The sequence below is a fragment of the Collimonas sp. GW821-FHT02H07 genome (assembly GCF_059421505.1).
Window position 1 is genome coordinate 160,137 of record NZ_JBWKVC010000010.1, and the last position, 25,198, is coordinate 185,334.

The 25,198-nt window shown below is 59.7% G+C and carries 20 protein-coding genes; 3 read left to right on the top strand and 17 right to left on the bottom strand.

The window, feature by feature from the left end; translation table 11 throughout:
* Positions 1 to 28: 28 nt before the first annotated feature.
* From xdhB to guaD, 3 genes are all read left to right on the top strand, one after another.
* Positions 29 to 2,392, top strand: coding sequence for a xanthine dehydrogenase molybdopterin binding subunit (xdhB, locus tag AC07V8_RS16730; protein ID WP_494679592.1), 2,364 nt, complete (start codon positions 29 to 31; stop codon positions 2,390 to 2,392).
* Positions 2,393 to 2,406: 14 nt separating this feature from the next.
* Positions 2,407 to 3,507: a xanthine dehydrogenase accessory protein XdhC gene (gene xdhC / locus AC07V8_RS16735; protein ID WP_494679591.1), complete on the top strand. Its 1,101-nt coding sequence runs from the start codon at positions 2,407 to 2,409 to the stop codon at positions 3,505 to 3,507.
* A 90-nt stretch (positions 3,508 to 3,597) separates the two neighbouring features.
* Positions 3,598 to 4,938 (top strand): guanine deaminase, encoded by a 1,341-nt coding sequence (gene guaD, locus AC07V8_RS16740; RefSeq protein ID WP_494679590.1) that lies wholly within the window; start codon positions 3,598 to 3,600, stop codon positions 4,936 to 4,938.
* Between the two features lie 83 nt (positions 4,939 to 5,021).
* On the opposite strand, the gene AC07V8_RS16745 is transcribed toward guaD, so the two are convergent.
* The 17 genes from AC07V8_RS16745 to AC07V8_RS16825 form a co-directional block, all read right to left on the bottom strand.
* Entirely contained in the window at positions 5,022 to 6,560 is a 1,539-nt protein-coding gene (locus AC07V8_RS16745) for a SpoVR family protein (RefSeq protein ID WP_494679589.1), read from the bottom strand.
* On the bottom strand, positions 6,557 to 7,825 hold the full coding sequence (locus tag AC07V8_RS16750) for a YeaH/YhbH family protein (RefSeq protein ID WP_494679588.1): 1,269 nt from the start codon (positions 7,823 to 7,825) through the stop codon (positions 6,557 to 6,559). Before AC07V8_RS16750 ends, AC07V8_RS16745 begins: the two co-directional genes overlap by 4 nt.
* A 56-nt stretch (positions 7,826 to 7,881) precedes the next feature.
* Positions 7,882 to 9,804 carry a PrkA family serine protein kinase gene (locus tag AC07V8_RS16755; RefSeq protein WP_494679587.1) on the bottom strand — a complete coding sequence of 641 codons (1,923 nt, stop codon included), beginning with the start codon at positions 9,802 to 9,804 and terminating at the stop codon, positions 7,882 to 7,884.
* 152 nt (positions 9,805 to 9,956) lie between these two features.
* On the bottom strand, positions 9,957 to 11,228 hold the full coding sequence (locus AC07V8_RS16760; RefSeq protein ID WP_494679586.1) for an AmpG family muropeptide MFS transporter: 1,272 nt from the start codon (positions 11,226 to 11,228) through the stop codon (positions 9,957 to 9,959).
* Between the two features lie 91 nt (positions 11,229 to 11,319).
* Positions 11,320 to 11,922 carry a methionine biosynthesis protein MetW gene (gene metW / locus AC07V8_RS16765; RefSeq protein ID WP_211442423.1) on the bottom strand — a complete coding sequence of 201 codons (603 nt, stop codon included), beginning with the start codon at positions 11,920 to 11,922 and terminating at the stop codon, positions 11,320 to 11,322.
* Entirely contained in the window at positions 11,912 to 13,096 is a 1,185-nt protein-coding gene (gene metX / locus AC07V8_RS16770) for a homoserine O-succinyltransferase MetX (protein WP_494679585.1), read from the bottom strand. The genes metW and metX overlap by 11 nt, the downstream gene beginning before the upstream one ends.
* Positions 13,097 to 13,338: 242 nt before the next feature.
* On the bottom strand, positions 13,339 to 15,093 hold the full coding sequence (gene ptsP / locus AC07V8_RS16775; protein WP_494679584.1) for a phosphoenolpyruvate--protein phosphotransferase: 1,755 nt from the start codon (positions 15,091 to 15,093) through the stop codon (positions 13,339 to 13,341).
* A 65-nt stretch (positions 15,094 to 15,158) separates the two neighbouring features.
* Complete coding sequence (locus AC07V8_RS16780) at positions 15,159 to 15,428, bottom strand: HPr family phosphocarrier protein (protein ID WP_061945059.1); 270 nt, start codon at positions 15,426 to 15,428, stop codon at positions 15,159 to 15,161.
* 88 nt (positions 15,429 to 15,516) lie between these two features.
* On the bottom strand, positions 15,517 to 15,921 hold the full coding sequence (locus AC07V8_RS16785; protein WP_098494435.1) for a PTS sugar transporter subunit IIA: 405 nt from the start codon (positions 15,919 to 15,921) through the stop codon (positions 15,517 to 15,519).
* 112 nt (positions 15,922 to 16,033) lie between these two features.
* Positions 16,034 to 16,975, bottom strand: coding sequence for a glutathione synthase (gene gshB / locus AC07V8_RS16790; RefSeq protein ID WP_494679583.1), 942 nt, complete (start codon positions 16,973 to 16,975; stop codon positions 16,034 to 16,036).
* Positions 16,976 to 17,017: 42 nt separating this feature from the next.
* On the bottom strand, positions 17,018 to 18,316 hold the full coding sequence (gene gshA, locus AC07V8_RS16795) for a glutamate--cysteine ligase (protein ID WP_098494437.1): 1,299 nt from the start codon (positions 18,314 to 18,316) through the stop codon (positions 17,018 to 17,020).
* Between the two features lie 476 nt (positions 18,317 to 18,792).
* Positions 18,793 to 19,341 (bottom strand): GNAT family N-acetyltransferase, encoded by a 549-nt coding sequence (locus tag AC07V8_RS16800; RefSeq protein WP_494679582.1) that lies wholly within the window; start codon positions 19,339 to 19,341, stop codon positions 18,793 to 18,795.
* A gap of 164 nt (positions 19,342 to 19,505) precedes the next feature.
* Positions 19,506 to 21,053 (bottom strand): ammonium transporter, encoded by a 1,548-nt coding sequence (locus AC07V8_RS16805; RefSeq protein ID WP_494721476.1) that lies wholly within the window; start codon positions 21,051 to 21,053, stop codon positions 19,506 to 19,508.
* 12 nt (positions 21,054 to 21,065) lie between these two features.
* Positions 21,066 to 21,404, bottom strand: coding sequence for a P-II family nitrogen regulator (locus tag AC07V8_RS16810; protein ID WP_038493850.1), 339 nt, complete (start codon positions 21,402 to 21,404; stop codon positions 21,066 to 21,068).
* A 71-nt stretch (positions 21,405 to 21,475) separates the two neighbouring features.
* Positions 21,476 to 22,249, bottom strand: a complete 774-nt coding sequence (locus AC07V8_RS16815) for a TorF family putative porin (RefSeq protein ID WP_098494441.1) — start codon at positions 22,247 to 22,249, stop codon at positions 21,476 to 21,478.
* A gap of 285 nt (positions 22,250 to 22,534) precedes the next feature.
* On the bottom strand, positions 22,535 to 24,025 hold the full coding sequence (pdxR, locus tag AC07V8_RS16820; RefSeq protein WP_494680984.1) for a MocR-like pyridoxine biosynthesis transcription factor PdxR: 1,491 nt from the start codon (positions 24,023 to 24,025) through the stop codon (positions 22,535 to 22,537).
* Positions 24,025 to 25,098 carry an alpha/beta fold hydrolase gene (locus AC07V8_RS16825; protein WP_494680983.1) on the bottom strand — a complete coding sequence of 358 codons (1,074 nt, stop codon included), beginning with the start codon at positions 25,096 to 25,098 and terminating at the stop codon, positions 24,025 to 24,027. The genes pdxR and AC07V8_RS16825 overlap by 1 nt, the downstream gene beginning before the upstream one ends.
* Positions 25,099 to 25,198 lie beyond the last annotated feature (100 nt).

Consider the following 25,198-nt stretch of genomic DNA (forward strand, 5'->3'; position numbering starts at 1 on the left):
CCTCCGACGAAGATAAAGAGTAGACGTCATGAACAAGCAAACTGAAGTTTTTATGCAAGCCAAGCCGCAAGAGAAAGCGACTGCCTGGGCCGAAGTCGGCCAGTCGCATCCGCACGAATCGGCGATCTTGCACGTGCTGGGCGAAGCCACCTACACCGACGACATCCCGGAAGCGCAAGGCACGCTGCACGCCGCGCTCGGCATGTCGCAAAAGGCGCATGCCCGTATCCGTTCGATCAATCTTGACGCCGTGCGCAGCGCGCCGGGCGTGGTCACGGTGCTCACCGCCGCCGACATTCCCGGCACCAACGATTGCGGCCCGATCATCCACGACGATCCGATCCTGTCGGAAGGCCTGGTCGAATATGTCGGCCAGCCGATCTTCGTCGTCATCGCCGACAGCCACGACAATGCACGGCGCGCGGTGCGCAAGGTCGTCATCGACTACGAAGAATTGCCGGCCATTCTGACGCCGCAGGCTGCGCACGCGGCGAAATCGTATGTGCTGCCACCGATGCGGCTGACGCGCGGCGATGCGCAACAGGCGTTTGAAACAGCGCCGAACCGCGTCAGCGGCCAGCTGTATGTCGGCGGCCAGGAGCAGTTTTACCTGGAAGGCCAGATTTCCTACGCCATCCCGAAAGAACAGAACGGCATGCTGGTGCTGTGCTCGACCCAGCACCCGACCGAAATGCAGCACGTGGTGGCGCATGCGCTGGGCGTCCACTCGCACAATATCGTGGTCGAATGCCGTCGCATGGGCGGCGGCTTCGGCGGCAAGGAATCGCAATCGGCCTTGTGGGCCGCGGTAGCCGCCATCGGCGCCGCCAAGCTGAAGCGTCCGGTCAAGCTGCGCGCCGACCGCGACGACGACATGATGGTGACCGGCAAGCGCCACTGCTTCCACTATGACTACGAAGTCGGCTATGACGACGCCGGCCGCATCGTCGCCGCCCGGGTCGAAATGGTCAGCCGCGCCGGCTTCTCGGCCGACTTGTCGGCGCCGGTGGCTACCCGCGCCGTCTGCCACTTCGACAACACCTATTACCTGTCCGACGTCGACATCAAGGCGATGTGCGGCAAGACCAATACCCAGTCGAATACCGCCTTCCGCGGCTTCGGCGGCCCGCAGGGCGCGATTGCGATCGAATACATCGTCGATGAAATCGCCCGCAACCTGGGACGCGACGCGCTGGATATCCGCAAGCTGAACTTCTACGGCCGCAACGACGAAGAGGGCCGCAATGTCACGCAGTACGGCCAGAAGGTGGTCGACAATGTAATCCATGAGCTGGTGGCCGAACTGGAAGCGAGCAGCGAATACCGCCAGCGGCGCGCCGCAGTCGATGCGTTCAACGCTTCCAGCCCGGTGCTGAAAAAAGGCTTGGCGCTGACGCCGGTCAAGTTCGGCATCGCCTTCAACGTCACCCACTTCAACCAGGCCGGCGCGCTGGTCCATGTGTACACCGACGGTTCGGTGCTGGTGAACCACGGCGGCACCGAAATGGGCCAGGGCATCAACACCAAGGTGGCGCAGGTGGTGGCGCATGAACTCGGGATTCCGCTGGAACTGGTGCGCGTCACCGCCACCGACACCAGCAAGGTGGCCAATACCTCGGCCACTGCGGCTTCCACCGGCGCCGACCTGAACGGCAAGGCGGCGCAGAATGCGGCGCATACGATTCGCCAGCGCCTGGCGGAATTCTTCGCCAAATTGCACAACGGCGATGCCAAGGAAGTGACTTTCTCCGCCGGCGCGGTGCATCTGGGCGAACACAGCCTGGCCTTCGGCGAACTGACGCAAAAGGCATACCTGTCACGGGTGCAACTGTGGTCCGACGGCTTCTACGCCACGCCCGGCTTGCACTGGGATCCGAAAACCATGACCGGCCGGCCGTTCTCTTATTACGCTTACGGCGCTTCGGTGTCGGAAGTGGTGGTCGACACCTTTACCGGCGAATGGAGGCTGCTGCGCGCCGATGCGCTCTACGATGCCGGCCAGTCGCTCAATCCCGCGATTGACATCGGCCAGGTCGAAGGCGCCTTCATCCAGGGCATGGGCTGGCTCACCACCGAAGAACTGTGGTGGAACAAGGACGGCAGGCTGATGACGCATGCACCGTCGACTTACAAGATTCCGGCCATCTCGGATTGCCCGCAGGACTTCCGCGTCAAGCTGTTCAAGAACCGCAACGTCGAAGACAGCATCCACCGCTCCAAGGCGGTTGGCGAACCGCCGCTGCTGCTGCCGTTCTCGGTCTTTTTCGCGATACGCGATGCCGTCGCCAGCGTCGGCGGCAACCGTTTCAATCCGCCGTTGAATGCGCCGGCCACCAGCGAAGCGATTCTTAAATCGGTCGATGCTGTCCGTGCCATGGCGCGCGCGGCCTGATCCGGAGCCACATCATGAGCAACTGGCTGGAAGCGCTCACCACGCTGATCACCCAAACCTCGCAAAACACCACAGCGGTCCTGGTCACCGTGGCGCAGGTCGAGGGCTCCGGGCCGCGCGAGCCGGGCGCAAAAATGGTGGTCACCGCGGTTGGCCAGTTCGACACCATCGGCGGCGGCCACCTCGAACTGCAAGCCATCAGGATCGCCCGCGAAATGCTGGAAGAAGGCTTGTCGCTGAGCCGTGAACGGCGCCTGCAGCGTTTTTCTCTCGGTCCATCGCTGGGCCAGTGCTGCGGCGGCGTGGTGCATCTGGCGTTCGAGCGCGTGACTGCCGCCTCGGCCGATTATTTCAGTTTCCTGGAGCGCCGCCTGCGCGACGCCGAAGACAGCTGGCGCCTGGTGGCGCTGGATGACGCCGCGCCGCCAGCCATGTGCGACGCCGACGGCGCCCGCCTGCACGGGCCGGGGCGCCTGCCTACCTTGCCGTCCTTGCTGACGCCTTCCGCCAAAGCACTCGGCGCCTGCACCATCCTGCGCGACGACAATGGCCGCCGCTGGCTGCTGGATGCCTGCCTGGCGACGCGGCCGCAGCTGTTCCTGTTCGGCGCCGGCCATGTCGGCGCGGCAATCGTCAAGGCGCTTGGCGATTTGCCTTGCCGGGTGGTGTGGATCGACGAACGGGAAGAAATGTTTCCAGACGTGCTGCCGGCCAATGTCCGCATCGAAGCAACCGATACGCCGGAAGCCGTGGTGGATAACGCGCCGGACGGTTCCTGTTTCCTCGTGATGACCCACAATCACGCGCTCGACCAGCGCTTGTCGGCGCAGATCCTGCAGCGCGCTGGAGTCGCCTGGTTCGGCCTGATCGGTTCCAAGAGCAAACGCATGCAGTTCGAGCATCGCCTGCATGAACGCGGCATTTCGCATGAACGGCTGGCCGAGATGGTATGCCCGATCGGGATTGCCGGCATTGTCGGCAAGGAACCGGCTGTCATCGCCGCTTCGGTGACGGCGCAGCTGCTGCAGGTGTGGGAGCGCATCGCCAGGCAACAGCAAGCTGCGGCAAGCGCCCCGCAATTGCGTCTGCCGCTGCAACTGGTCAGCACCATTTAAATCAAATCTGGATCGGGCCCGGTTTGCATCGGGTCCGCAATGCATCGCCCATAGCGGCCCTAGTCCGCTTTTTATTCAAGGATAGCTTTCATGTCAGCCCTCAGCTTCAGCCATATCGACCAGTCCGCATTGCACGCTTACCGCGCCAGCGTTCTGCATTTCAGCATGGATCCGGCCCATCATTCGGACGCCTATCATTGGCATGAAGACGGCTTGCTGCTGATCGCCGACGGCAGGGTAGTAGCCGCCGGAGACTATCAGCAACTGTCGCTGCAATTGAAGGCTGAGCTGAAAGGCGAACTGAAGATCCAGGATTATCGCGGCAAGATCATCATGCCGGGCTTTATCGACACTCACCTGCACTACCCGCAGACCGACATGATCGCCTCGCCGGCGCCAGGCCTGCTGCCGTGGCTGGAAAAATATACTTTCCCGACCGAGCGCAAGTTCAGCGACCCGGCCCACGCCGGCGAAGTCGCCAAGTTCTTCATCGACGAACTGCTACGCTGCGGCACCACTACCGCGATGGTGTATTGCACCGTCAATCCGGTTTCGGTGGATGCCTTCTTCATCGCCAGCGAAGCGCGCAATCTGCGCATGATCACCGGCAAGGTGCTGATGGACCGCAACTGCCCCGAATTCCTGCAAGACACCGCGGAAGGCGGCATCCGCGACAGCGAGGAGCTGCTGAAGAAGTGGCACAAGCGCGGCCGCCAGCTGTATGCGATCACCCCGCGTTTCGCGCCGACTTCCAGCAATGCCCAGCTGCAGCTGGCAGGCGAACTGGCGCAGGCCTACCCTGACACCTACCTGCAAACGCATGCTGCCGAAAATACCGACGAAGTGGCCTGGGTCAAGTCATTGTTCCCGGAATCGCGCAGCTATATGGACGTCTACGACAAGTACGGCATGCTGCGTCCGCGATCAATGTACGGACATTGCGTCTGGCTCGACGATGAAGACCGCCGTCGCATGGCGGAGACGCAATCGGCAGTGGCGATCTGCCCTACTTCCAATCTGTTCCTCGGCAGCGGGCTGTTCGATTTTGCAGGTGCAGACACCGCAGGCGTACCCCTGTCGCTGGCCACCGACGTCGGCGGCGGCACCAGCTTCTCGATGCTGCAAACCATGAACGAAGCGTACAAGGTAGCGCGCATGGCGAACACCTATCTGCCGGCCATGCGCATGTTCTACCTGGCGACCTTGGGCGGCGCGCGCAGCATGCAGCTGGAAGGTACGATCGGCAATTTCGTTCCGGGCGCCGAGGCCGATTTCATCGTGCTCGACCCCAAAGCTACGCCACTGCTGGCGCGCCGCAGCGAACGTACGGAAAGTCTGGAAGAGTTGTTGTTTGCGCTGGCCTTGCTAGGGGATGACCGGGCGATTGCGGCGACCTATGCCGCCGGCAAGCTGGTGCATAGCCGCGTGTGATGTAGGGTGGGCACAGCGTACCCCACGCATGTTCGAAGTCCTGTCTTCTGATTACAGTCACGCGTGGGCACGCTGTGCCCACCCTACGGCCGCAATACGTATTTGTTCTCGCTGACGCATTCATAGCGCTGCAAGACATTGCCGCTGTCGTCCACGCTTTCGAGATACACATCGAACTGCCACAGGCGCGCCATATGGCGCAGCATTTCATCGGTGCCTTCGGCCAGCGGACGAGCGTCGCTGCGGAAGTGGCGCAGGGTCAGGCTACGGTCGCCGCGGGTATTGACTGACCAGACCTGGATGTTGGGTTCGCGGTGGTTGATATCGTACTGGCGCGACAGCGCTTGCCGCACATACTGGTAACCGGCGTCGTTGTGGATCGCCGAGACTTCCAGCTCGCTGCGGTTTTCATCGTCCAGCACCGAAAACAGGCGCATGTCGCGTATCAGCTTCGGCGACAAATACTGCGCGACGAAGCTTTCATCCTTGAAATTGCGCATCGCATAATGCAAGGTTTCCAGCCAGGGCGTGCCGGCCAGTTCCGGAAACCAGCGGTAATCTTCTTCGGTGGGCTTTTCGCAGATGCGACGGATATCGCTCATCATGCCAAATCCCAGCGCATAGGGATTGATGCCGCTGTAATAGGACTTGGTCACCGGCGGCTGGTAGACGACGTTGCTGTGCGAATGCAGGAACTCCATCATGAAACCGTCGGTCAGCTTGCCTTCATCGTACAGCGTGTTGAGAATCGTATAGTGCCAGAAGGTGGCCCAGCCTTCGTTCATGACCTGGGTCTGGCGCTGCGGATAGAAATACTGGGCGATTTTGCGCACGATGCGAATCACTTCCCGTTCCCATGGCTCCAGCAGCGGCGAATTTTTCTCGGCAAAATACAGCAGGTTTTCCTGCGTCTCCGGCGGAAAGCGCCCTTCGACACGTTCGGCGGCCTCTTCTTTTTTCTCCGGCAGGGTGCGCCACAATTCGTTGACCTGCGACTGCATGTACTCGGCCCGTTCGCGCCGTTGCGCCTGCTCCTTTTCCAGCGACAGCTTCTGCGGCCGCTTGTAGCGGTCAACGCCGTAATGCATCAGCGCATGGCAGGAATCGAGCAGTTCCTCGACCTTGGAAAAACCGTGGCGCTCTTCGCATTCGGCGATGTAAGCCTTGGCGTAGACCAGGTAATCGACGATGGCGTGGGCATCGGTCCACAGCTGGAACAGGTAATTGCCCTTGAAAAAGGAATTATGCCCATACGCTGCATGCGCCACCACCAGCGCCTGCATCGTCATGGTGTTTTCTTCCATCAGGTAAGCGATGCAGGGATTCGAATTGATGACGATCTCGTAGGCCAGGCCCATCTGCCCGCGCTTGTAATCGCGCTCGGTCATCAGGAAGTGCTTGCCGAACGACCAGTGCCGGTAATTCACCGGCATGCCGGCCGAAGCGTAGGCATCCATCATCTGCTCGGCAGTGATGATCTCCAGCTGGATCGGATAGATATCCAGCTTATAGTTGGCGGCGACGCGGGCAATTTCGTCGTTGTACAGTTCGATCAGGTCGAAGCTCCAGTCGGACGGACAGGGCAGCGCCTGGTTGACGCCCTTGGCTAGACGGTCGTTCATGAATGGACCTGCTTTTCAAACAGTTCACGGAATACCGGATAGATTTCGCTGGCGGTCTGTACCTTTTTCATCGCAAACTGCGGATTGACGGCCGCAATCTGCTGGTACTCGGTCCACAGGTTCTGTTCTTCCACCGTCACCTGGATATAGGCGAAATAGCGCGAACGCGGCAGGATTTCCAGTTCCAGCAGTTCGCGGCATTTGGGTGAATCGTCATTCCAGTTGTCGCCGTCGGAAGCCTGGGCGCCGTAGATGTTCCAGTCGCCCGGCGGATAGCGCTCGTCGATGATCTTCTTCATCAGTTCCAGGGCGCTGGAAACCACCGTGCCGCCGCTTTCCTGCGAGTGAAAGAAGGTATCTTCATCCACTTCGTCGGCACGCGTGTGATGGCGGATGAACACCACTTCGATGTGTTCGTAATTGCGGGTCAGGAACAGGTACAGCAGGATGAAGAAACGCTTCGACAGATCCTTGCGCTGTTCATCCATCGAACCCGAGACGTCCATGACGCAGAACATCACGGCACGGCTGGACGGCTGCGGCACCTTGACCCGATTGACGTAGCGCAGGTCGAAGGGATCGATGAACGGGATGCGCCAGATGCGGCCTTTCAGGTGATGGATATCATCTTCCAGGCGAACGATTTCATCGCGCCGGTCGTCCGGATCGGCCTTCAGCGTTTCCATCAGCGCTTCCAGTTCGCGCAGCTTGACCACCAGCGGCGAACCGAGCGCAATGCGGCGCCCGAGCGAGCTGCGCAGGGAGCGGACGATATCGATATTGTTGGGAGTGCCGTCGGTGGAATAACCGGCGCGCATGTTTTTCCAGCTGGGCACCGCCAGCAGGTTAGTCTTGATCAGGCGCGGCAGTTCCAGGTCTTCGAAGAAGTACTGCATGAATTCTTCGCGCGACAACTGGAATACGAATTCATCCTCGCCCTCGCCCGAATTGCTGGCGGAACTGCCGCCACCGCCGCCGGAACCGCCGTCCGGGCGGGCAATGCGGTCGCCTTGCAGATAATCCTGGTTGCCGGGATGGACCATCTCGCGCTTGCCGCCGGGTCCGTGGCCGAACACCGGCTCGCTGATGCCCTTGCGCGGAATGCTGATGCTCTTGGCGTTTTCGATTTCCTTGATGCCGCGGTCGCGCACGGCCTCGGTCACCGAGCGATGGATAGCCGCCCGGAAGCGCCGTAGAAAGCGCTCCCGGTTGGCAATGCTTTTGTTCTTGCCAGACAGTCTACGGTCGATTATCTGATGCAACACGATCGGCTCTCCTAGTCGGACGGCATCCGGTGAGTCGCTGCTACTATCGGTTCACCTTACGAAGACTTGCGCACGCGCAGATACCATTCGCACAGCAAGCGCACCTGCTTCGGCGTATAACCTTTGCTGACCATGCGATTGACGAAATCCTCGTGCTTGCGCAATTCCTCGTTAGAACCTTTGGCGTTGAATGAAATAACCGGCAGCAGGTCTTCGGTATTCGAGAACATTTTCTTCTCGATCACCACCCGCAATTTTTCATAGCTGGTCCAGAGCGGATTCTTGCCGGCGTTGGAAACCCGCGCCCGCAACACAAAATTCACGATTTCGTTGCGGAAGTCCTTCGGATTGCTGATGCCCGCCGGTTTTTCAATCTTCTCCAGTTCGGCGTTCAGCGCCGCCCGGTCAAAGCTCTCGCCGGTATCGTGGTCGCGGAATTCCTGGTCCTGGATCCAGAAGTCGGCATAGGTTACGTAGCGGTCGAAGACGTTCTGGCCGTATTCCGAATACGACTCCAGGTAGGCGGTCTGGATTTCCTTGCCGATAAATTCAGCATAGCGCGTCGCCAGCGTATCCTTGACGTAGGACAGGTACTTTTGCTCCAGCTCTTGCGGGAACTGCTCGCGTTCGATCTGCTGCTCCAGCACATACATCAGGTGCACCGGATTGGCCGCCACTTCGGTCGAATCGAAGTTGAATACGCGCGACAGTATCTTGAAGGCAAAGCGGGTCGAGACCCCGGTCATGCCCTCGTCCACCCCCGCATAGTCGCGATACTCCTGGAACGACTTGGCCTTGGGATCGCTATCTTTCAGGTTCTCGCCATCGTATACCTGCATTTTCGAGAAGATGCTGGAATTCTCCGGCTCGCCCAAACGCGTCAGTATCGAGAACTGCGCCATCATCTTCAGCGTACCCGGGGCGCAGACTGCCTTGCCCAGCGAAGAAGTGCGGATCAGCTTTTCGTAAATCTTGATTTCTTCCGACACCCGCAGGCAATAAGGCACTTTGACTATATAAATACGGTCCAGCAAAGCTTCATTGTTCTTATTGTTGCGGAAAGCCTTCCATTCCGACTCGTTGGAGTGGGCCAGGATGATGCCGTCGAACGGAATTGCGCCGAAGCCCTCGGTGCCTTTGAAATTGCCTTCCTGGGTCGCGGTCAGCAAAGGATGCAGCACCTTGATCGGCGCCTTGAACATTTCGACGAATTCCAGCAAGCCCTGGTTGGACAGGCACAGGCCGCCGGAATAGCTGTAGGCGTCTGCATCGTCCTGCGAATACTGCTCCAGCTTGCGGATATCGACCTTGCCGACCAGGGTGGAAATATCCTGGTTGTTTTCGTCGCCAGGCTCGGTCTTGGAAATCCCGATTTGCCGCAAGATCGAAGGATAGCGCTTAACTACGCGGAATTTCCGTATATCGCCGTTGAATTCGTGCAACCGCTTGACCGCCCACGGGCTCAATATGGATTTCAGATAACGGCGCGGAATGCCGTATTGCTCTTCCAGGATGGCGCCGTCTTCTTCGTAATCGAACAGGCCCAGCGGCGACTCGTTCACCGGCGAGCCCTTGAGGGAATAGAAAGGAACATGTTCCATCAGCTGTTTGAGGCGTTCGGCAATAGATGATTTGCCGCCGCCGACCGGACCCAGCAGATAGAGAATTTGCTTGCGTTCTTCCAGGCCTTGCGCGGCGTGCCGGAAATAGGCGACCACTTGTTCGATCACCTCTTCCGCGCCGTAGAATTCCTTGAACGCGGGATAAACCTTAAGCACCTTGTTGGCAAAGATACGCGACAAGGAAGGATCGTGCCTTGTATCGACCTGTTGCGGCTCGCCTATCGCCATCAGCATGCGTTCGCCGGCGGTTGCATAACCGCTGGGATCGGTCTTACAAAGTGCTAGATATTCTTCTAGGGAAAATTCTTCTTCTCTGGTTTTGTCGAACCGACTTGCAAAGCTGCTGTAGATATCCATATCACCCCCGCATCAACGATGTTGCGAAAACAAATTGAAGATTACACTATTGAAAATTTGACCTCTTCGGATACTCGCAGTTCCTTGATCGGCTACCGTCCTTTTCAACCCAGCCCAGAAGAGGATTATTCGATTTGATTCTAATCCTTTTTCTAACTTACAACAGGATTTTCTCTTTTTGCCACATCCTGCTTCTGATTCCACGGTGCGACTTTGAACAAAATTAACATTCCCGGCAGCGCCAACACGAAGCACAGAATAAAGAAATGGAACCAGCCGGTTTCCGCCACGATATAGCCGACCGAGGAATTGACGAAGGTCCGCGGCACCGCAGCGAGGCTGGTGAACAAGGCGTATTGCGTAGCAGTGTAGCGGGGATCGGTAGCGCGTGCGATGAACGCCACGAAAGCGGCAGTGCCGACGCCGACGCCGAAAGCCTCGCCGCCGATCACGATGGCCAGCACCAGCGGATCGGGACCGACCTGCGCCAGCCAGGCAAATCCCAGGATAGTCACCGCCTGCACCACGCCAAAAATCCACAATGCCCGATTTATTCCTATCTGCACCATCCAGATGCCGCCGACCAGGCCGCCGACCAGGCTGGCCCACAAGCTGGTGGTCTTGGAAATCAGGCCGATCTGAGTCAGGGAAAACCCCAGGTCGATATAAAATTTTGTGGCAAGCGCGGTTGCCATGCTGTCGCCGAGCTTATAGAGAAAAATAAAGGCCAGTATCCACAGCGCGCTGCGCCAGCCATCCCTGGTGATAAATTCCTGAAACGGCAATACGACGGCTTCCCGCAGATTCCTTGGCGGCGATCCGTATACCGTCGGCTCCTTGATCAGCAAAGTGCAGATCAGCCCCGGCAGCATGAAACCGGCGGTGATCCAGAACACCGACTGCCAGCTCATGTGATCGGCCAGGAACAGCGACAAGGCGCCTGGCACCATGCCGGCGACCTTATAGGCATTGACGTTGATCGCGGCGCCCAGCCCCTGCTCGCTTTCGGGCAGGATTTCGCGCCGGTAGGCGTCGACCACGATATCCTGGCTGGCCGACAGGAACGCCACCAATGCCGCCATGCAGGCGATTGCCGTCACCTGCGAGTGCGGATCCAGCATGCCCATGGCGCCGATGGCGACGAACAGGGTCGCCTGGGTCAGCAGCATCCAGCTGCGCCTGCGGCCGAGTTTGCCGAAGTGGAAGCGATCCATCAGCGGCGACCAGACAAACTTCCAGGTGTAGGGAAACATCACCAGCGCAAACAACCCCAGCGACTTTACGTTCAGGCCGGATTTACTCAGCCAGGCTTGCAGCAAGCTGAGCAGGATGAACAGCGGCAGACCGGAACTGAAGCCGAGGAAAGCGCAGATCAGCATGCGCCGGTTGAGGTAGTGATGCCAGGGATTTGAAGCTGAAGTCATAGATGCGCCCGCGGCGGCGGGAGTTGTGGACAATCACGCCGCCCCAGGTTCAAACCTTGGGCGGCAGGAATATCCCTTTATTTTTACGGGTTTATTTCTTGCGAAAGCGGAATACCGCAAGACTACCACGCCAGTTGGGCAGCACCGAGATCGGCTGACCATCGTGCAGCGCTACGCATTCGAGCACTTCCAGGCCGACTTGGTTCGCCAGTTCTTCAAAATCCTTGATGGTGGCGCAGCGCAGGTTGGGGGTGTCATACCACTCGTACGGCAGCGATTTCGAGACCGGCATGCGGCCGCGCAGCAGCGCCACCCGGTGCGGCCAGTAGGCGAAATTGGGAAAGGAGACGATCGCTTCGCGGCCGACGCGGGCGATATCGCGCAATACGCCTTCCACATTTTTCATCATTTGCAAGGCCGACAGGCAGAGCACGGTGTCGAAGGCATTGTCGGCAAACAGATTGAGCCCGGCTTCCATGTCTTGCTGGATCACCGAGACGCCGCGCGCCACGCAGGCTGGAATCTTGGCATCGTCGATTTCGACGCCGTAGCCGGCGCACTGCTTGTCGGACTGCAGATAATCGAGCATGACGCCGTCGCCGCAACCGAGGTCGAGCACCTGCGACTGGCCACGCACCCAATGTGCAATAAACGCCAGGTCGGGACGCAAGCTGCTTAATTGATCAAAGTTCATGTACGGCTCCTACTGCTTCTGTCGCTGCTGCCGATACGCTGGCCGGCGCCTGGCTCAGCTCTTGCCAGATGCGGTTGTAATATTCGCCCACCACGCTCATGTAGCGCGGATCCTCCAGCAAAAAGGCATCGTGGCCGTGCGGCGCGTCGATCTCGGCGTAGCTGACGCGGCGCTTGTTGTTGACCAGCGCCTGGACGATTTCGCGGCTGCGTTCCGGCGAAAAACGCCAGTCGGTCATGAACGACACCAGCAGGAACTGCGCCTGGGTGCGGCTCAGCGCCTGGGTCAGGTCGCCGCCGAATTCCTTGGCCGGGTCGAAATAATCGAGCGCCTTGGTGATCAGCAGATAGGTGTTGGCGTCAAAATATTCAGAGAATTTGTCGCCCTGGTAGCGCAGGTAGGATTCGATTTCAAAATCGATGCCGAAGCCGAACTGGTAGGCGCCGGAGCGCAGGTCGCGGCCGAACTTCTCGGCCATGTCGTCGTCCGACAGATAGGTGATGTGGCCGACCATGCGCGCCACCCGCAAGCCGTTCTTGGGCACCACGCCGTGCGCGTAATAGTCGCCGCCGTGGAAGCCGGGATCGGTCAGGATCGCCTGCCGCGCCACATCGTTGAAGGCGATGTTTTGCGCCGACAGCTTCGGCGTCGAGGCGATCACCACACAGTGGCGCAGGCGGGTTGGGTACAGCAAACTCCAGGCCAGCGCCTGCATGCCGCCCAGCGAGCCGCCCATCACCGCGGCAAACTGCACGATCCCCAGCACATCCGCCAGGCGCGCCTGGGCTTGCACCCAGTCTTCCACTGTCACTACCGGGAAGCCGGCGCCGTAGGGTTTGCCTGTAGCGGCGTTGATATGCATCGGACCGGTGGAGCCGAAGCAGGAACCGAGGTTGTTGACGCCGATGACGAAGAATTTATTGGTATCGAGCGCCTTGCCGGGTCCCACCATGTTGTCCCACCAGCCGACGTTCTTTTCGTCGTCCTGATACACGCCGGCCACGTGGTGCGAGGCGTTCAGCGCATGGCAGACCAGCACGGCATTCGATTTGTCGGCATTCAGGGCGCCATAGGTTTCGTACACCAGCGTGTAATCCGCCAGCAGCGCGCCGCTTTGCAATTGCAGCGGCGTGGCGAAATGCATGGATTGCGGAGCAACTATTCCTTGGGACATGGTCAATTTGCTTGTGTTGTGTAGAAATAAAAAAAGCCCGAGAGCTTTCGCTAGTCGGGCTAAATTCTGGGCTTGTACTTCAAGCTCGCTTTAGCCGTATTTATTTGGCATCTACCGGTCCGAAAACCAGGTGATGCCGCGCGCCCGCAAGCTGAGGTGGTGAAACCATTCAAATCGGCGCGATAGGACAAGAATAACCAAGTCGGGGCTTGGCGTCAAACTATGATGGCATTGTCACTCCATCAAGCCATGATCCGCATCTGGCTCACCGCGGTGGCGATCGCGCTAGGCTCGGTATTGCGCAGGATTTTCTTGGTTTGCAGCGTCAAGCCGTCGAGGTCGCTGTTCAGCACCTCCTGCTTCACCGCCAGCAATTGCGCCGGATGCATGGAAAATTCAAGCAAACCCATGCCCAGCAGCAAGCGGGTGAATTTGACGTCGCCCGCCATTTCGCCGCATACCGAGACGGGAATGCCAGCCTTGCGGCCGAGCGCGATCACGGTCGACAGCAGGAACAGGACGGCCGGATGCAAGGGGTTGTACAGGTGCGCGACCTCATGGTCGACGCGGTCGATGGCGAGGGTGTACTGGATCAGGTCATTGGTCCCGATTGACAAAAAATCCATGCGCTTGATGAACATCGGCAAGGCCAGCGCCGCCGCCGGGATCTCGATCATGGCGCCGATCTTGATGGCTTCGTCAAACTTGACGCCTTCATCGCGCAGCTGCTGCTTGGCTTGCTCGATCATGGCCAGGGTCTGGTCGATTTCAAACGCGTGCGCCAGCATCGGGATCAGCAGCTTGACCTGGCCGAAGGCGGAAGCGCGCAAGATCGCCCGCAGCTGCGTCAGGAACAATTGCGGCTCTGCCAGGCAATAGCGGATGGCGCGCAAGCCCAGCGCCGGGTTAAGCGCGGTCTGCTCGTCGTTGTTGAGCGGCTTGTCGGCGCCAACGTCGAGCGTGCGGATAGTCACCGGCCGGCCTTTCATCGCCACCACCGCCTGCCGATAGGATTCGAACTGCTCGTCCTCTGTCGGCAAGGCGTGCTGGGTGCCGATGCGGCCCATGAACAGGAATTCCGAGCGGAACAGACCAACGCCGTTGGCGCCGGATTCCATCGCCGCCGCGCAGTCGCTCGGCAGCTCGATATTGGCCAGCAAGGTGATTTCAGTGCCGTCCAGCGTGATGGCGCGGGTTTTCTTGATCTTGCCGAGCTTTCTGCGCGAACGCAGCAGCTGCGCCTGGCGCTCGCGATACTGCTTGAGTATCACGGTGGCCGGATCGACGATCACCACGCCGGCGTCGCCGTCGATGATGATCCAGTCGTCCTGCTTGATCAGGCGCGAAGCATTGTTCATGCCGACCGCAGCCGGAATATCCAGGCTGCGGGCGACGATCGCGGTATGCGAATTCTGGCCGCCGAGATCGGTGACGAAACCGGCGAAGGCGCGGTCGCGGAACTGCAGCATGTCGGCCGGGGAAATATCGTAAGCCACCACCACGATGTTGGCGAAGGAAGCGCCGTCGCTGTCGACTTCGGGCAGGCGGGTGGAGGTGCCGGTCAACACTTTCAGCAGACGCTCGCCGACCTGCAGCACGTCCATCTTGCGCTCGCGCAGATAGGGGTCTTCGATTTCATCGAACTGGGTCGACAGCTCGTCGATCTGGGTCACCAGCGCCCATTCGGCGTTGTACTGGCGGTTGCGGACAATATCGAGCGACATCTCGGCCAGCATCGGATCTGACAGGATCAGCAGGTGGACGTCGACAAAAGCACCCAGCTCGGGCGGCGACTCTTTCGGCAAATCGTTGCGGATGGTTTGCAGTTCGGTACGCACGGTGGCGACCGCGTTCTGCAGCCGCCGGACTTCGGCTTCGACCTCGGTTTCGCCGATCAGGTAGTGCTTGACGTCCATGGCAGCTGGCGCCAGCAGGTGCGCGCGGCCGATCGCGATGCCGCGCGAAACCGGAATGCCGTGTAAGGTAAAGGATGCCATCTGGTCACCGCTGTATAAAGATAGATAGAGATAAATGCGGAACCGGGTTAGCTGACAGGCGGGTTTTACTCGCCTTCGCCAAACTTATCCTGAATTAACTGGTTTAAGGCATCAAAACAGGCTTTTTCATCCTCACCGTCGGCTTCCAGCAAGATCGTGCTGCCCTTGCCGGCCGCCAGCATCATCACGCCCATGATGGATTTGGCGTTGACGCGGCGTTTGTTGCGGGTCATCCAGACTTCACATTTGAACTTGCTGGCCAGTTGAGTAAATTTGGCTGAGGCACGTGCGTGCAAGCCAAGCTTGTTGATAATTTCGATTTCTTGTTGAATCATCTTGTCTTTTAATAATGTTAACTATCTTAGCTATCAACTCTAAGCCTAAGCCCGCGTAAATTCGTTCCTGCCATCTGTTGCCATGTTATCAATGCGATACGCGAACCCGGTTATCTACCCTTACCGCGCCGCCCTGGCCGCCGGCCAGCGCCATTTCGGTCACCACGTCGAGCGTATCGTTGCGGTATGTCAGGGCGCGCAGCAGCATCGGCAAGCTGATGCCAGCAATCACCTGGGTCTGGTTGCCGCTGCAAAACGGCAACGTGCAATTGGAAGGCGTGCCGCCCATGACGTCGGTGATCACCAACACGCCGGAGCCGTCGTCGAGACGGGCCGCAGCCTGCTTGGCGAGTTTTTGCACTTCCATCGGATTCTGGTCGGCGATCACGTCAATCGCTTCCAGCCGTTCGGGTGTATGACGAAACACGTGAGAGGCAGCTGCGATGAATGCCTGGCCCAGCGGAGCATGGGTTAAAAGAAGAATGCCAATCATAGTTTCACTCGAATCCGCAGCGCGGACTATCCCGGTTTACAACGGTTTTACTACAACACTTACAGCGCACCGGCAAAGCTGCCGGCGCTGACGAAAAATTAATCTGGCTGACTCAGGCCAGGGCTGCTTCCAGCGCATCAATGAACATCTCGGCAACATCAAAACCGGCTTGCTGCTTGATTTCTTGGAAGCAAGTCGGACTGGTGACGTTGACCTCGGTCAAATAGTCGCCGATCACATCTAATCCTACCAGTAACAAGCCGCGCTGTGCCAGCACCGGCCCAAGTGCTTCGCCGATTTCGCGGTCGCGCGCAGTCAGCGGCTGGGCTACGCCGATGCCGCCGGCCGCCAGGTTGCCGCGCACTTCGCTGCCTTGCGGAATCCGCGCCAGCGAAAACGGCACCACTTTACCGCCAATCACCAGCACCCGCTTGTCGCCGGCGGCAATTTCAGGGATGAAACGCTGGATCATGATGGTGCGCTGGCCGTTATCGGTCAGGGTTTCAATGATGGAGCCCAGGTTCAGGCCGTCCTGCCGTACCCGGAAAATCCCGGTGCCGCCCATGCCGTCGAGCGGCTTCAGGATTACATCATGATGTTCTTCATGGAAGGCGCGCAAGCGCGCCGCATCGCGCGTCACCAGGGTCGGCGAGGTGTATTTCGAGAACTGCGCGATGGCCAGTTTTTCATTATGGTCGCGGATTGCCTGTGGCTTGTTGAAAACGCGCGCGCCCTGGGTTTCCGCCAGTTCCAGCAGATAGGTGGTGTAAATGTATTCCATGTCGAAAGGCGGATCCTTGCGCAGCAGGATCGCATCGAACTCCGACAGGAACATGGCGGCCGGCGCACTGGCGCGGAACCAGTCCTTGGCGTCGCCTGTCAAGGTCACCTTGACCACATTGGCAGTCACGATCCCGCTTTCCAGCGCCATGTCTTTTTGCTCGAAGGCATAGATCGTATGGCCGCGTTTGACCGCTTCCACCATCATGGCGTAAGTCGAATCCTTATACGTCTTGAAGGTGCTGAGCGGATCGGCGAGGAAAGCGATTTTCATATTTTTGGCCCTATAGTTGCTGAGGTCAGGACAAGCTGACGATTAATATTCTTCAGGGTTCGGATCGGTCTTTTCCATTTCCAGCGAAGCCGCCAGCAAACCGAGGCGCGCCACCACGCCATACATGTAGAAGCGGTTCGGGGCGGTCGTGCCCGGCTTGGCCAGCATGTCCGGCAAGGCATGCTGCTGGGCAAACGCCAGCGGCACGAAATGGGCGCCCGGCGCATTCAGGTTTTCATTGATGCCGCGCTCCGCGTGTACGCGGTAAAAGCCGCCGACCACATAACGGTCGATCATGTATACCACCGGCTCCGCTACCGCGTCGTTGATGTGCTCAAACGTATGCACACCTTCCTGGATGATCAGGTCATGGATCTCGCCGCCGGTTTTGCCAAGCGACAGTTTCTCGCGCTGCTTGCGGCTCAACTCCTTGATCTGGCTGACATCGGTCACGCTCATCACGCCCATGTCGTCGGTGCCCGCATCGGCCTTGACGATCACGAACGGCTTTTCGGTGATGCCGTATTCCTTGTATTTCTTGCGGATCTTCGCCAGCAGCGAACTGACGCTGGCCGCCAGCTTGTCGTCGCCGTCGGTGGCCTGGAAATCGACCTGGTCGACCTTGGCGAAAAACGGGTTCAGCATCCACGGATCGACATCGATCAGCTTGGCGAATTTCTTCACCACTTCGTCGTAGGCCGTGAAATGGTTGCTTTTGCGGCGCACGGTCCAGCCGGCATGCAACGGCGGCAAAACATTTTGCTCGTTGAGGTTTTCCAGAATCGCAGGCGTACCGGACGACAGGTCGTTGTTCAGCAAGATGGTGCAGGGATCGAAGTTCTTCAGCCCCAGGCGGCGGCCGTTAGCGGAACGCTCCAGCGGCTCCAGCGTGATGGTGCTGCCGTCCGGCAATTCGATGGTTTGCGGCTCCTTGACATCTTCCGCCAGCGAACCGAGCCGCACATGCAGACCGGTCTGGCGGAACACCTGCATCAATCGCGCCACGTTTTGCAGATAGAAGGTATTGCGCGTGTTCAGCTCCGGCAGCAGCAACAGGTTCTTGGCGTCCGGACAATATTTTTCGATGGCCGCCATCGCTGCCTGTATCGCCAGCGGCAACATTTCCGGCGACAGATTGCTGAAGCCGCCCGGAAACAGATTGGTATCCACCGGGGCCAGCTTGTAACCGGAATTGCGCAGGTCAACCGAGCAATAGAACGGCGGCGTGTGCTCCTGCCATTCCATCCGGAACCAGCGCTCGATAGCCGGGGTAGCTGCGAGGATTTTCTTTTCTAGATCGAGCAACGGGCCATTCAGGGCCGTGACGAGGTGCGGAACCATATAAAACTTTCTTTTGGAAACGATGTAGCGTGTGCAAATGCGTTGCTGCCAGCCAAGGAAGCGTGTTTCAAGACTTCCGGGACAAGCCGACGATTCTAACGGGAAATGCATTATTTCGCCGGTCACCCGCCGCAATGTTGCGCAAATGGCGCGATGGCTGCCCTGTGAGGCCGATTAGCTCACTTTACATCGGGCCGCTAGCGGATTTTTAAAGCCCTCCGATTGACAAAAAGCGCAATGAAACACCCTGCCTTTGTGCAATATTCGCGCCAGACAAAATTGCCTTATATGCAACACTCAATCCCTAAGTCATTTTATATGCAGCTGGCTTTATTCAACAAAGCAGTATTTTTACGATAGCGGGCAACTCCAGCCGAAGTCATGGCAAAGCATCTATTCTGTCATTACTTTGCGAGAATTGGCCGTAACTAAAGAGGCCGTTTTCACCATGAAGAGCGAATCGGCATTGTGCAAGCCTAGATTTGCTTGTACATGAAACTGGTGTCCGTCAGCTTGCCCACGGTCGAGCGCGCATAGTCTGGAATGACGCCAACCAGTTCATATCCCATGGAGCTGTACAGGGATTCGGCGGCATCGCCGGTGCGGGTGTCGAGGATCAGCAAGGAGCGGCCGTCGGCACGGGCGATTGCTTCAGCTTGTCTCATCAACAGGCGCGCCACGCCCTTGCGTCTCGCCTCCGGATGCACCAGCAACTTGGAAATCTCGGCGCGATGATGACCGTTGGCAGGCGTCGCCAGCACGACCTGCACAGTGCCGACCACCTCGCCGACAACGCGCGCCACCAGCAGGCGGCGGCCGCCGCTCACCAGCGAGCCGCTGACGCCATACCAGAAGGAAAAGGCGTCTTCGGCAGCCGGCGTGTCGATGAAGCCGATGCTGGCGCCTTGCGCCACGCAAGCGATCAGAATATCGGTGAGCGGACCCACTACACCATCGAACTGGTCGGCCCTGACGTCTTCCACCGTACAGTCGCCCGGGCGTTGCGGGGTGATGGTAGGGTCCATGAAAATCTCCTGAATCTGCTGCTCTTGAACGGGAAACAAAAAATCCCAGGCGATGGCTATCGGCCCGGGATTGCGCAAGACGCCGATCAAGCCGCCGGACAGCGCTGCTTCCTGCTATCCGGCGAGATCAGGCATGGCTTGATCGAAGGTCTTAATCGCACATCTTAATCATGGTACGCGGATTCGCCATGGCTGGAGATATCCAGGCCTTCGCGCTCCTCTTCTTCGGTCACGCGCAAACCCATGACGATATCGACCAGCTTGAATGCGATCAGCGATACCACGCCGGACCAGACCAGCGTGGTCAGCACGCCTTCGAACTGGATCCACAGCTGGCCAGGGATCGAATAGTCTGGCAGGACCGCATTGGTGACGTAGTCATAGATGCCTGTGCCGCCGAGGCTAGGCGCCGCGAACACGCCCGTGAGCAGCGCGCCCATGATGCCGCCGACGCCATGCACGCCGAAGACGTCCAGCGCATCGTCAGCACCCAGCAAACGTTTCAGGCCAGTCACGCCCCACAGGCAAACGAAGCCAGCCAGCAAGCCCATGATCAATGCGCCCATCGGGCCGACGAAGCCGGCCGCAGGCGTAATCGCCACCAGGCCGGCTACCGCGCCGGATGCGCCGCCCAGCATGGAAGGCTTGCCCTTGCCGATCCATTCGCCGGCACTCCAGCTCAGCACCGCGGCAGCAGTCGCCAGCAGGGTATTGATGAAGGCCAGGGCCGCGCTGCCGTTGGCTTCCAGGGCCGAACCGGCGTTGAAGCCGAACCAGCCGAACCACAGCAGCGATGCACCGACCATGGTCAGGGTCAGGCTATGCGGCTTGAAGGCTTCCTTGCCGAAACCGACGCGCTTGCCAATCACGTACGAACCAACCAGACCGGCGATAGCGGCGTTGATATGCACCACGGTGCCGCCGGCAAAATCAAGCGCACCCTTCTGGAACAACCAGCCGCCGGTGGCGGTCAGCTTCTCTGCGGAAGCCGCATCGACAAAGCCATCCGGACCAGGCCAGAACCAGACCATGTGCGCCATCGGCAGGTAAGCGAAGGTGAACCACAATACGGTGAACACCAGGATCGCCGAGAATTTGGCGCGTTCGGCAAAGGCGCCGATGATCAGGGCGCAGGTAATCGCTGCAAACGCGCCCTGGAACACCACGTAGGCGAATTCAGGCACCACTACGCCCTTGCTGAAGGTAGCCGCCACGGAATCAGGCGTCATGCCGTGCAAGAACAGCCGGCTGAAGCCGCCGAAGAAGGAATTGCCTTCCGTGAACGCGAGGCTGTAACCGTACAGTATCCACAGCACGATGATCAGCGAGAACACCGTGAAGCACTGCATCAGCACCGACAGCATGTTCTTGCTGCGCACCAGGCCGCCGTAGAACAGGCCCAGGCCAGGCAAGGTCATCAGGATCACGAATGCGGTGCAGACCAGCAGCCAGGCGGTGTCGCCCTTGTTCGGCACCGGCGCCGCGGGAGCTGCCGCGGCAGGCGCTGCCGCAGCGGCGGCGGCCGGGGCCGGAGCAGCCGCTGCTGCCGGTGCGGGCGCAGGTGTGGAAGCATCCGCGCTGGCGGATGCCACGGCCGCTGCTGGCGCGCTGGCTGCCGGAGCGGACGCCTCGTCAGCCGCCGCAGCCGGCAGCATCGAAGTCGCCGCGATCAGCGCGCACGACGCTAAAATCGTTGCCAATATTCTGTTCATATTTTTATCCCCTTAGATTGCGTCTTTGCCGGTTTCACCGGTACGAATACGAATAACTTCCTGCAGATCAAATACAAAAATCTTGCCGTCGCCGATCTTGCCGGTACGGGCCGCGGTCTCGATCGCTTCTACCGCTTGTTCCAGAATGCTGTCGTCCACTGCCGCTTCGATTTTTGTCTTCGGCAGGAAGTCGACGACATATTCAGCGCCGCGATACAGCTCCGTGTGGCCCTTCTGGCGGCCGAAACCTTTTACCTCGGTCACGGTAATGCCTTGCACGCCTATCGCCGACAGTGCTTCACGCACCTCGTCGAGCTTAAATGGTTTGATGATCGCTGTAATCAGTTTCATATCGGCCTCGTTGGTTTTGTGAGACGGCGGGCGCGAAGCGCTTGCCGCTGCTGCTTTTTTGACGTCGTTTTTTAGAAGGTCTTCGCCAGAGAAAACACCACGCCGTTGCGCCCCAGGTTCTTGCCGCTCGGGCTGACATAAGCGCCATCCTTGGCGTCGGTGCCGACATAGGCCAGTCCCAAAGTGATGCCGGCGAGCTGGTCAAAGGTCTTGGTGGCGCCGATTTTCCAGTCGGTATAGCTGGCGAAGCTGGTGTGTTCCACGGTCTGATGGCCAAGGTGCAGGCCAAGCGTGACGCCCGCACCGACATCGATGTTGGCGCCGGCATCGTAGTAAGCGCTGTTCTTGCTGTCGATGGTGCCGAACAGGTTGGTCATCGCATGCGAATATTTGAAATAGGCCGGTCCGTAGCCGATCTGGCCGTACAGCTCAAACGTGTTGGCGTTGCGGCCGATCTGGCTGTAGTTGTTGGTCGGGTAGTAGTAGTACAGGCCGCCGACATCATAGGTAAAGCCGCCCGGCAGGTCGCCGCGCTTGCCGCCGTAGATATCCCACTCCACCGGTCCCTTGCCGCCGGTGCCGGTATTGGCGCTGTCGACCGCATCCTTGATCCACTTGATGTTGGAGAGCCAGGTGCCGGCATACAGGCCGGTTGGATTATTGGTGTAGTCGGCGCCGCCCTGCACGGCGGGATCGAAACGCGTTTGCGAAATGCCGCGGAAGCGGTAGTCGTTCACGAGGCCGATGTTGTAACTGATTTCATTGTCAGGCTTGGCGTCTTCTGCATGCGCAAAACCCGCGGTGAAGCTTGCTGCTATTGCTGCGGCTAAAATCAGCTTTTTCATGGAAGTCCCTGTTGGTATGTTGAATGAAAACCGCTAAATCAGTACTCTTCGTACTTTCCATAGCAGAACCCATGCCAACTGTTCCAGCCGCTTCTTTTGCCCGCTTAATACCACTTATGGGGTGATTTATTTGCGCTTTTTTAGTGACTGTTAATTTGGGGACGTTCTTGTGGAGAAATATTGTGCAGTGCAGCGCACCAAAATAAAGCATGTACCTGCCGGCGCATTATTCTGGTGCAGCGATTATCCGATCTGACTACATGACATCTTGTAGTCAGCTACAAATCAACGCCAGGCTTGTTGCAGCAATAACAATGCATTGCGGATCGCGGCCTCATCCACGCCAGCAAAACCCAGCGCCAGGCCGGCACGGTGCTGCGGATTCACCGCCAGGCCCGGGATGCAAAATCGGCTCAGCGGATTGATTTCAACTCCTGCGGCGAGAGCTTTCGCCACCAGCTCGGTTTCCTGCTGCGAACTGGCCAACGGCAGGCTCAAGTGCAGGCCGGCGGCAACCTTGGGCAAGGGCAGTTGCGCGCCGAACAGCGGCGCCCAGGCCGCCAGCAAGGCATCGCGGCGGGAACGGCTGGCGCGCCGCATGCGGCGGATGTGCCGCTGGAAATGGCCGGCGGCGATGAACTCGGCCATCACTGCCTGATCCGCCGCCGGCGGGTGACGATCACCCATGGCGCGCAGCGCGCCGAGCGCCGGCACCAGTTTGGGCGGCAATACCAGATAGCCGAGGCGCAGCCCGGGAAAGGCAATTTTCGAAAAAGTGCCGACATACAGCACGCGGGCGTTGTGATCCAGCGCCGCCAGCGGCGCCAGCGGCGTGCCGTCATAGCGATATTCGCCGTCGTAGTCGTCTTCGATGATCCAGCTGTCGTGGCGTTCGGCCCAGGCCAGCAGTTCCAGCCGCCGCGCCAGCGACAGCGTGACGCCGACCGGATACTGGTGCGACGGCGTCACATACGCCAGGCGGCAGTCGCCGTGCAGCGCCAGCTGGCTGGTGTCCATGCCATCCTGGTCCAGCCCGATTCCCACCAGCTGCGCGCCGGATAAGGCCAAGGCGGCAGCGGCTGCCGGGTAGCACGGATTTTCCACCACCACCTTATCGCCGGCGTCCAGCAACAGCTGCGCGCAGAGGGCAATGCCATGCTGGGCGCCGGCGGTGATCATGATTTGCGACGGCTCGCAGACCAGGCCGCGCGCCTGGCGCAGGTAGGCCGCGATCAATTCGCGCAAACGCACATCGCCGGCAGCCTCGCCATAGCCCATCTGCGCCAGCGGCGCGCGGCGCCAGAAATTGCCTTGCAGGCGCGCCCAGATGGCGCTGGGGAACAGGTCGTAAGCGGGAATGCCAAGCCGGAAGGCGCGCGCCGGGCCGTCAAAACGGCGCCGCCGTGCCTCGTAGCCGCTCAGGCGCTGCTGCATGGATGACAACTGCATCGCCGGCGCAGCGGCGGCCGGCGCTGCCGGACCAGCCGCAACCGCAGCCGCCAGGCCGTCGGCATAAGTGCCGTCGCCGACCCGGCTGCTGATATAGCCTTCGGCGTACAGCTGTTCATACGCGCGCACCACGGTGTTGCGCGATACCTTCAACGCCAGCGCCAGGTTGCGCGAAGTCGGCAGCTTGATGCGGTAAGTGTCAGGGGTCGCCAGGATGCGCTGGCGCAAGGCCAGGCACAGCTGCTTGGCCAGGCCTTTGCCGCCATCGAGCGCAATCCCGGCCGGGTCCAGATTCATCGACAGCGCCGGCGCCACAGGCTTCGCCATCAGTTGCGCTGGGGCGATGCCAGCAGTTCGCGCAGCCAGGGCTTCCAGACTGCCGCCACCGTGTGGGTGCCATGGCCGCGCGTCGCGCCGCTCAGCTTGACCATCACCATGCGCGCGCCCGGCACGCGTTTGACGTCGCGCTCGAGAATGCCGATTTCCGGCGGATTGATCAGGTCGTCAGCGGAGTTGACCGCGATCAGCGGCGCCCGGATTTTTTCCAGCAGCGGACCGGGATCGTAGTCGCGCGAAGCGTCCATGAAATACAGGGTATCGTTGGCGTCGGCGCTTTTCATGGCCGTCGCTACCGCGCTATCCAAGGCCTGGTCGGCTTGCGCCAGGTCCGGCATCTGCTGCTGCCGCAGCAAGGGATTGCTGGACATGAAAAACAGCATCTGCTCGGCGGTGCGCAAGCTCGGCGGCTGGCTGCTGTAATTGCCGCCTTGCCACGCCGGATCGTTGCGGATGGCGTCGATGATGATGCGGCGCCAGACCCGGTTGCGGCCTGAAATCTGGGTCGGCACGCTGGCCAGCGGCATCAGGGCATCCATGAAAGCCGGATGCTGCTCGCCCCACATCCAGGTCTGCATGCCGCCCATCGAAGTGCCCATCACCAGGCGCAAATGATTCACTCCCAGGGTTTCCGTCAGCAGCCGGTACTGGGCCTCGACCATGTCGCGGTAACCGTAGTGCGGAAACTTGCCGCGCAAGCCATCGCTCGGTTTGCTGGAATTGCCGTGGCCGATGCCGTCCGGCAGGACCAGGAAATAGCGCGAGGCGTCGAGCAGCTGGCCCGAGCCGAACAGCTCGCCGGAAAATTCCGGCCGGATGAACTGGGCGCCGGAGCCGCCGGTGCCGTGCAGGATCAGCACGGCATTATCGACTTTGCCGTCGGCGCCGCGCCGCGGCTCGCCGTAGGTACGGTAATGGATGCGCAGTTCCGGCAAGGTCTCCCCGGAAGCAAAGCGGAAGTCCTTGAAAACCGCGTCATGCTCCGTCGCTTGCGGTTCGTTCGCCTGGGCGGCTGCGGAAAAGCAGAACGCCGCGCACAGAAGCAATAATTTCGCTTTAACCATGTCTCTCCTCGATAATTGTCTTTTATGAAAGACTATCATTAGCTGCGCCAAATCGCAGAATTTAACTGGATTGGACCTATAAATATAATTAATCTTGGAT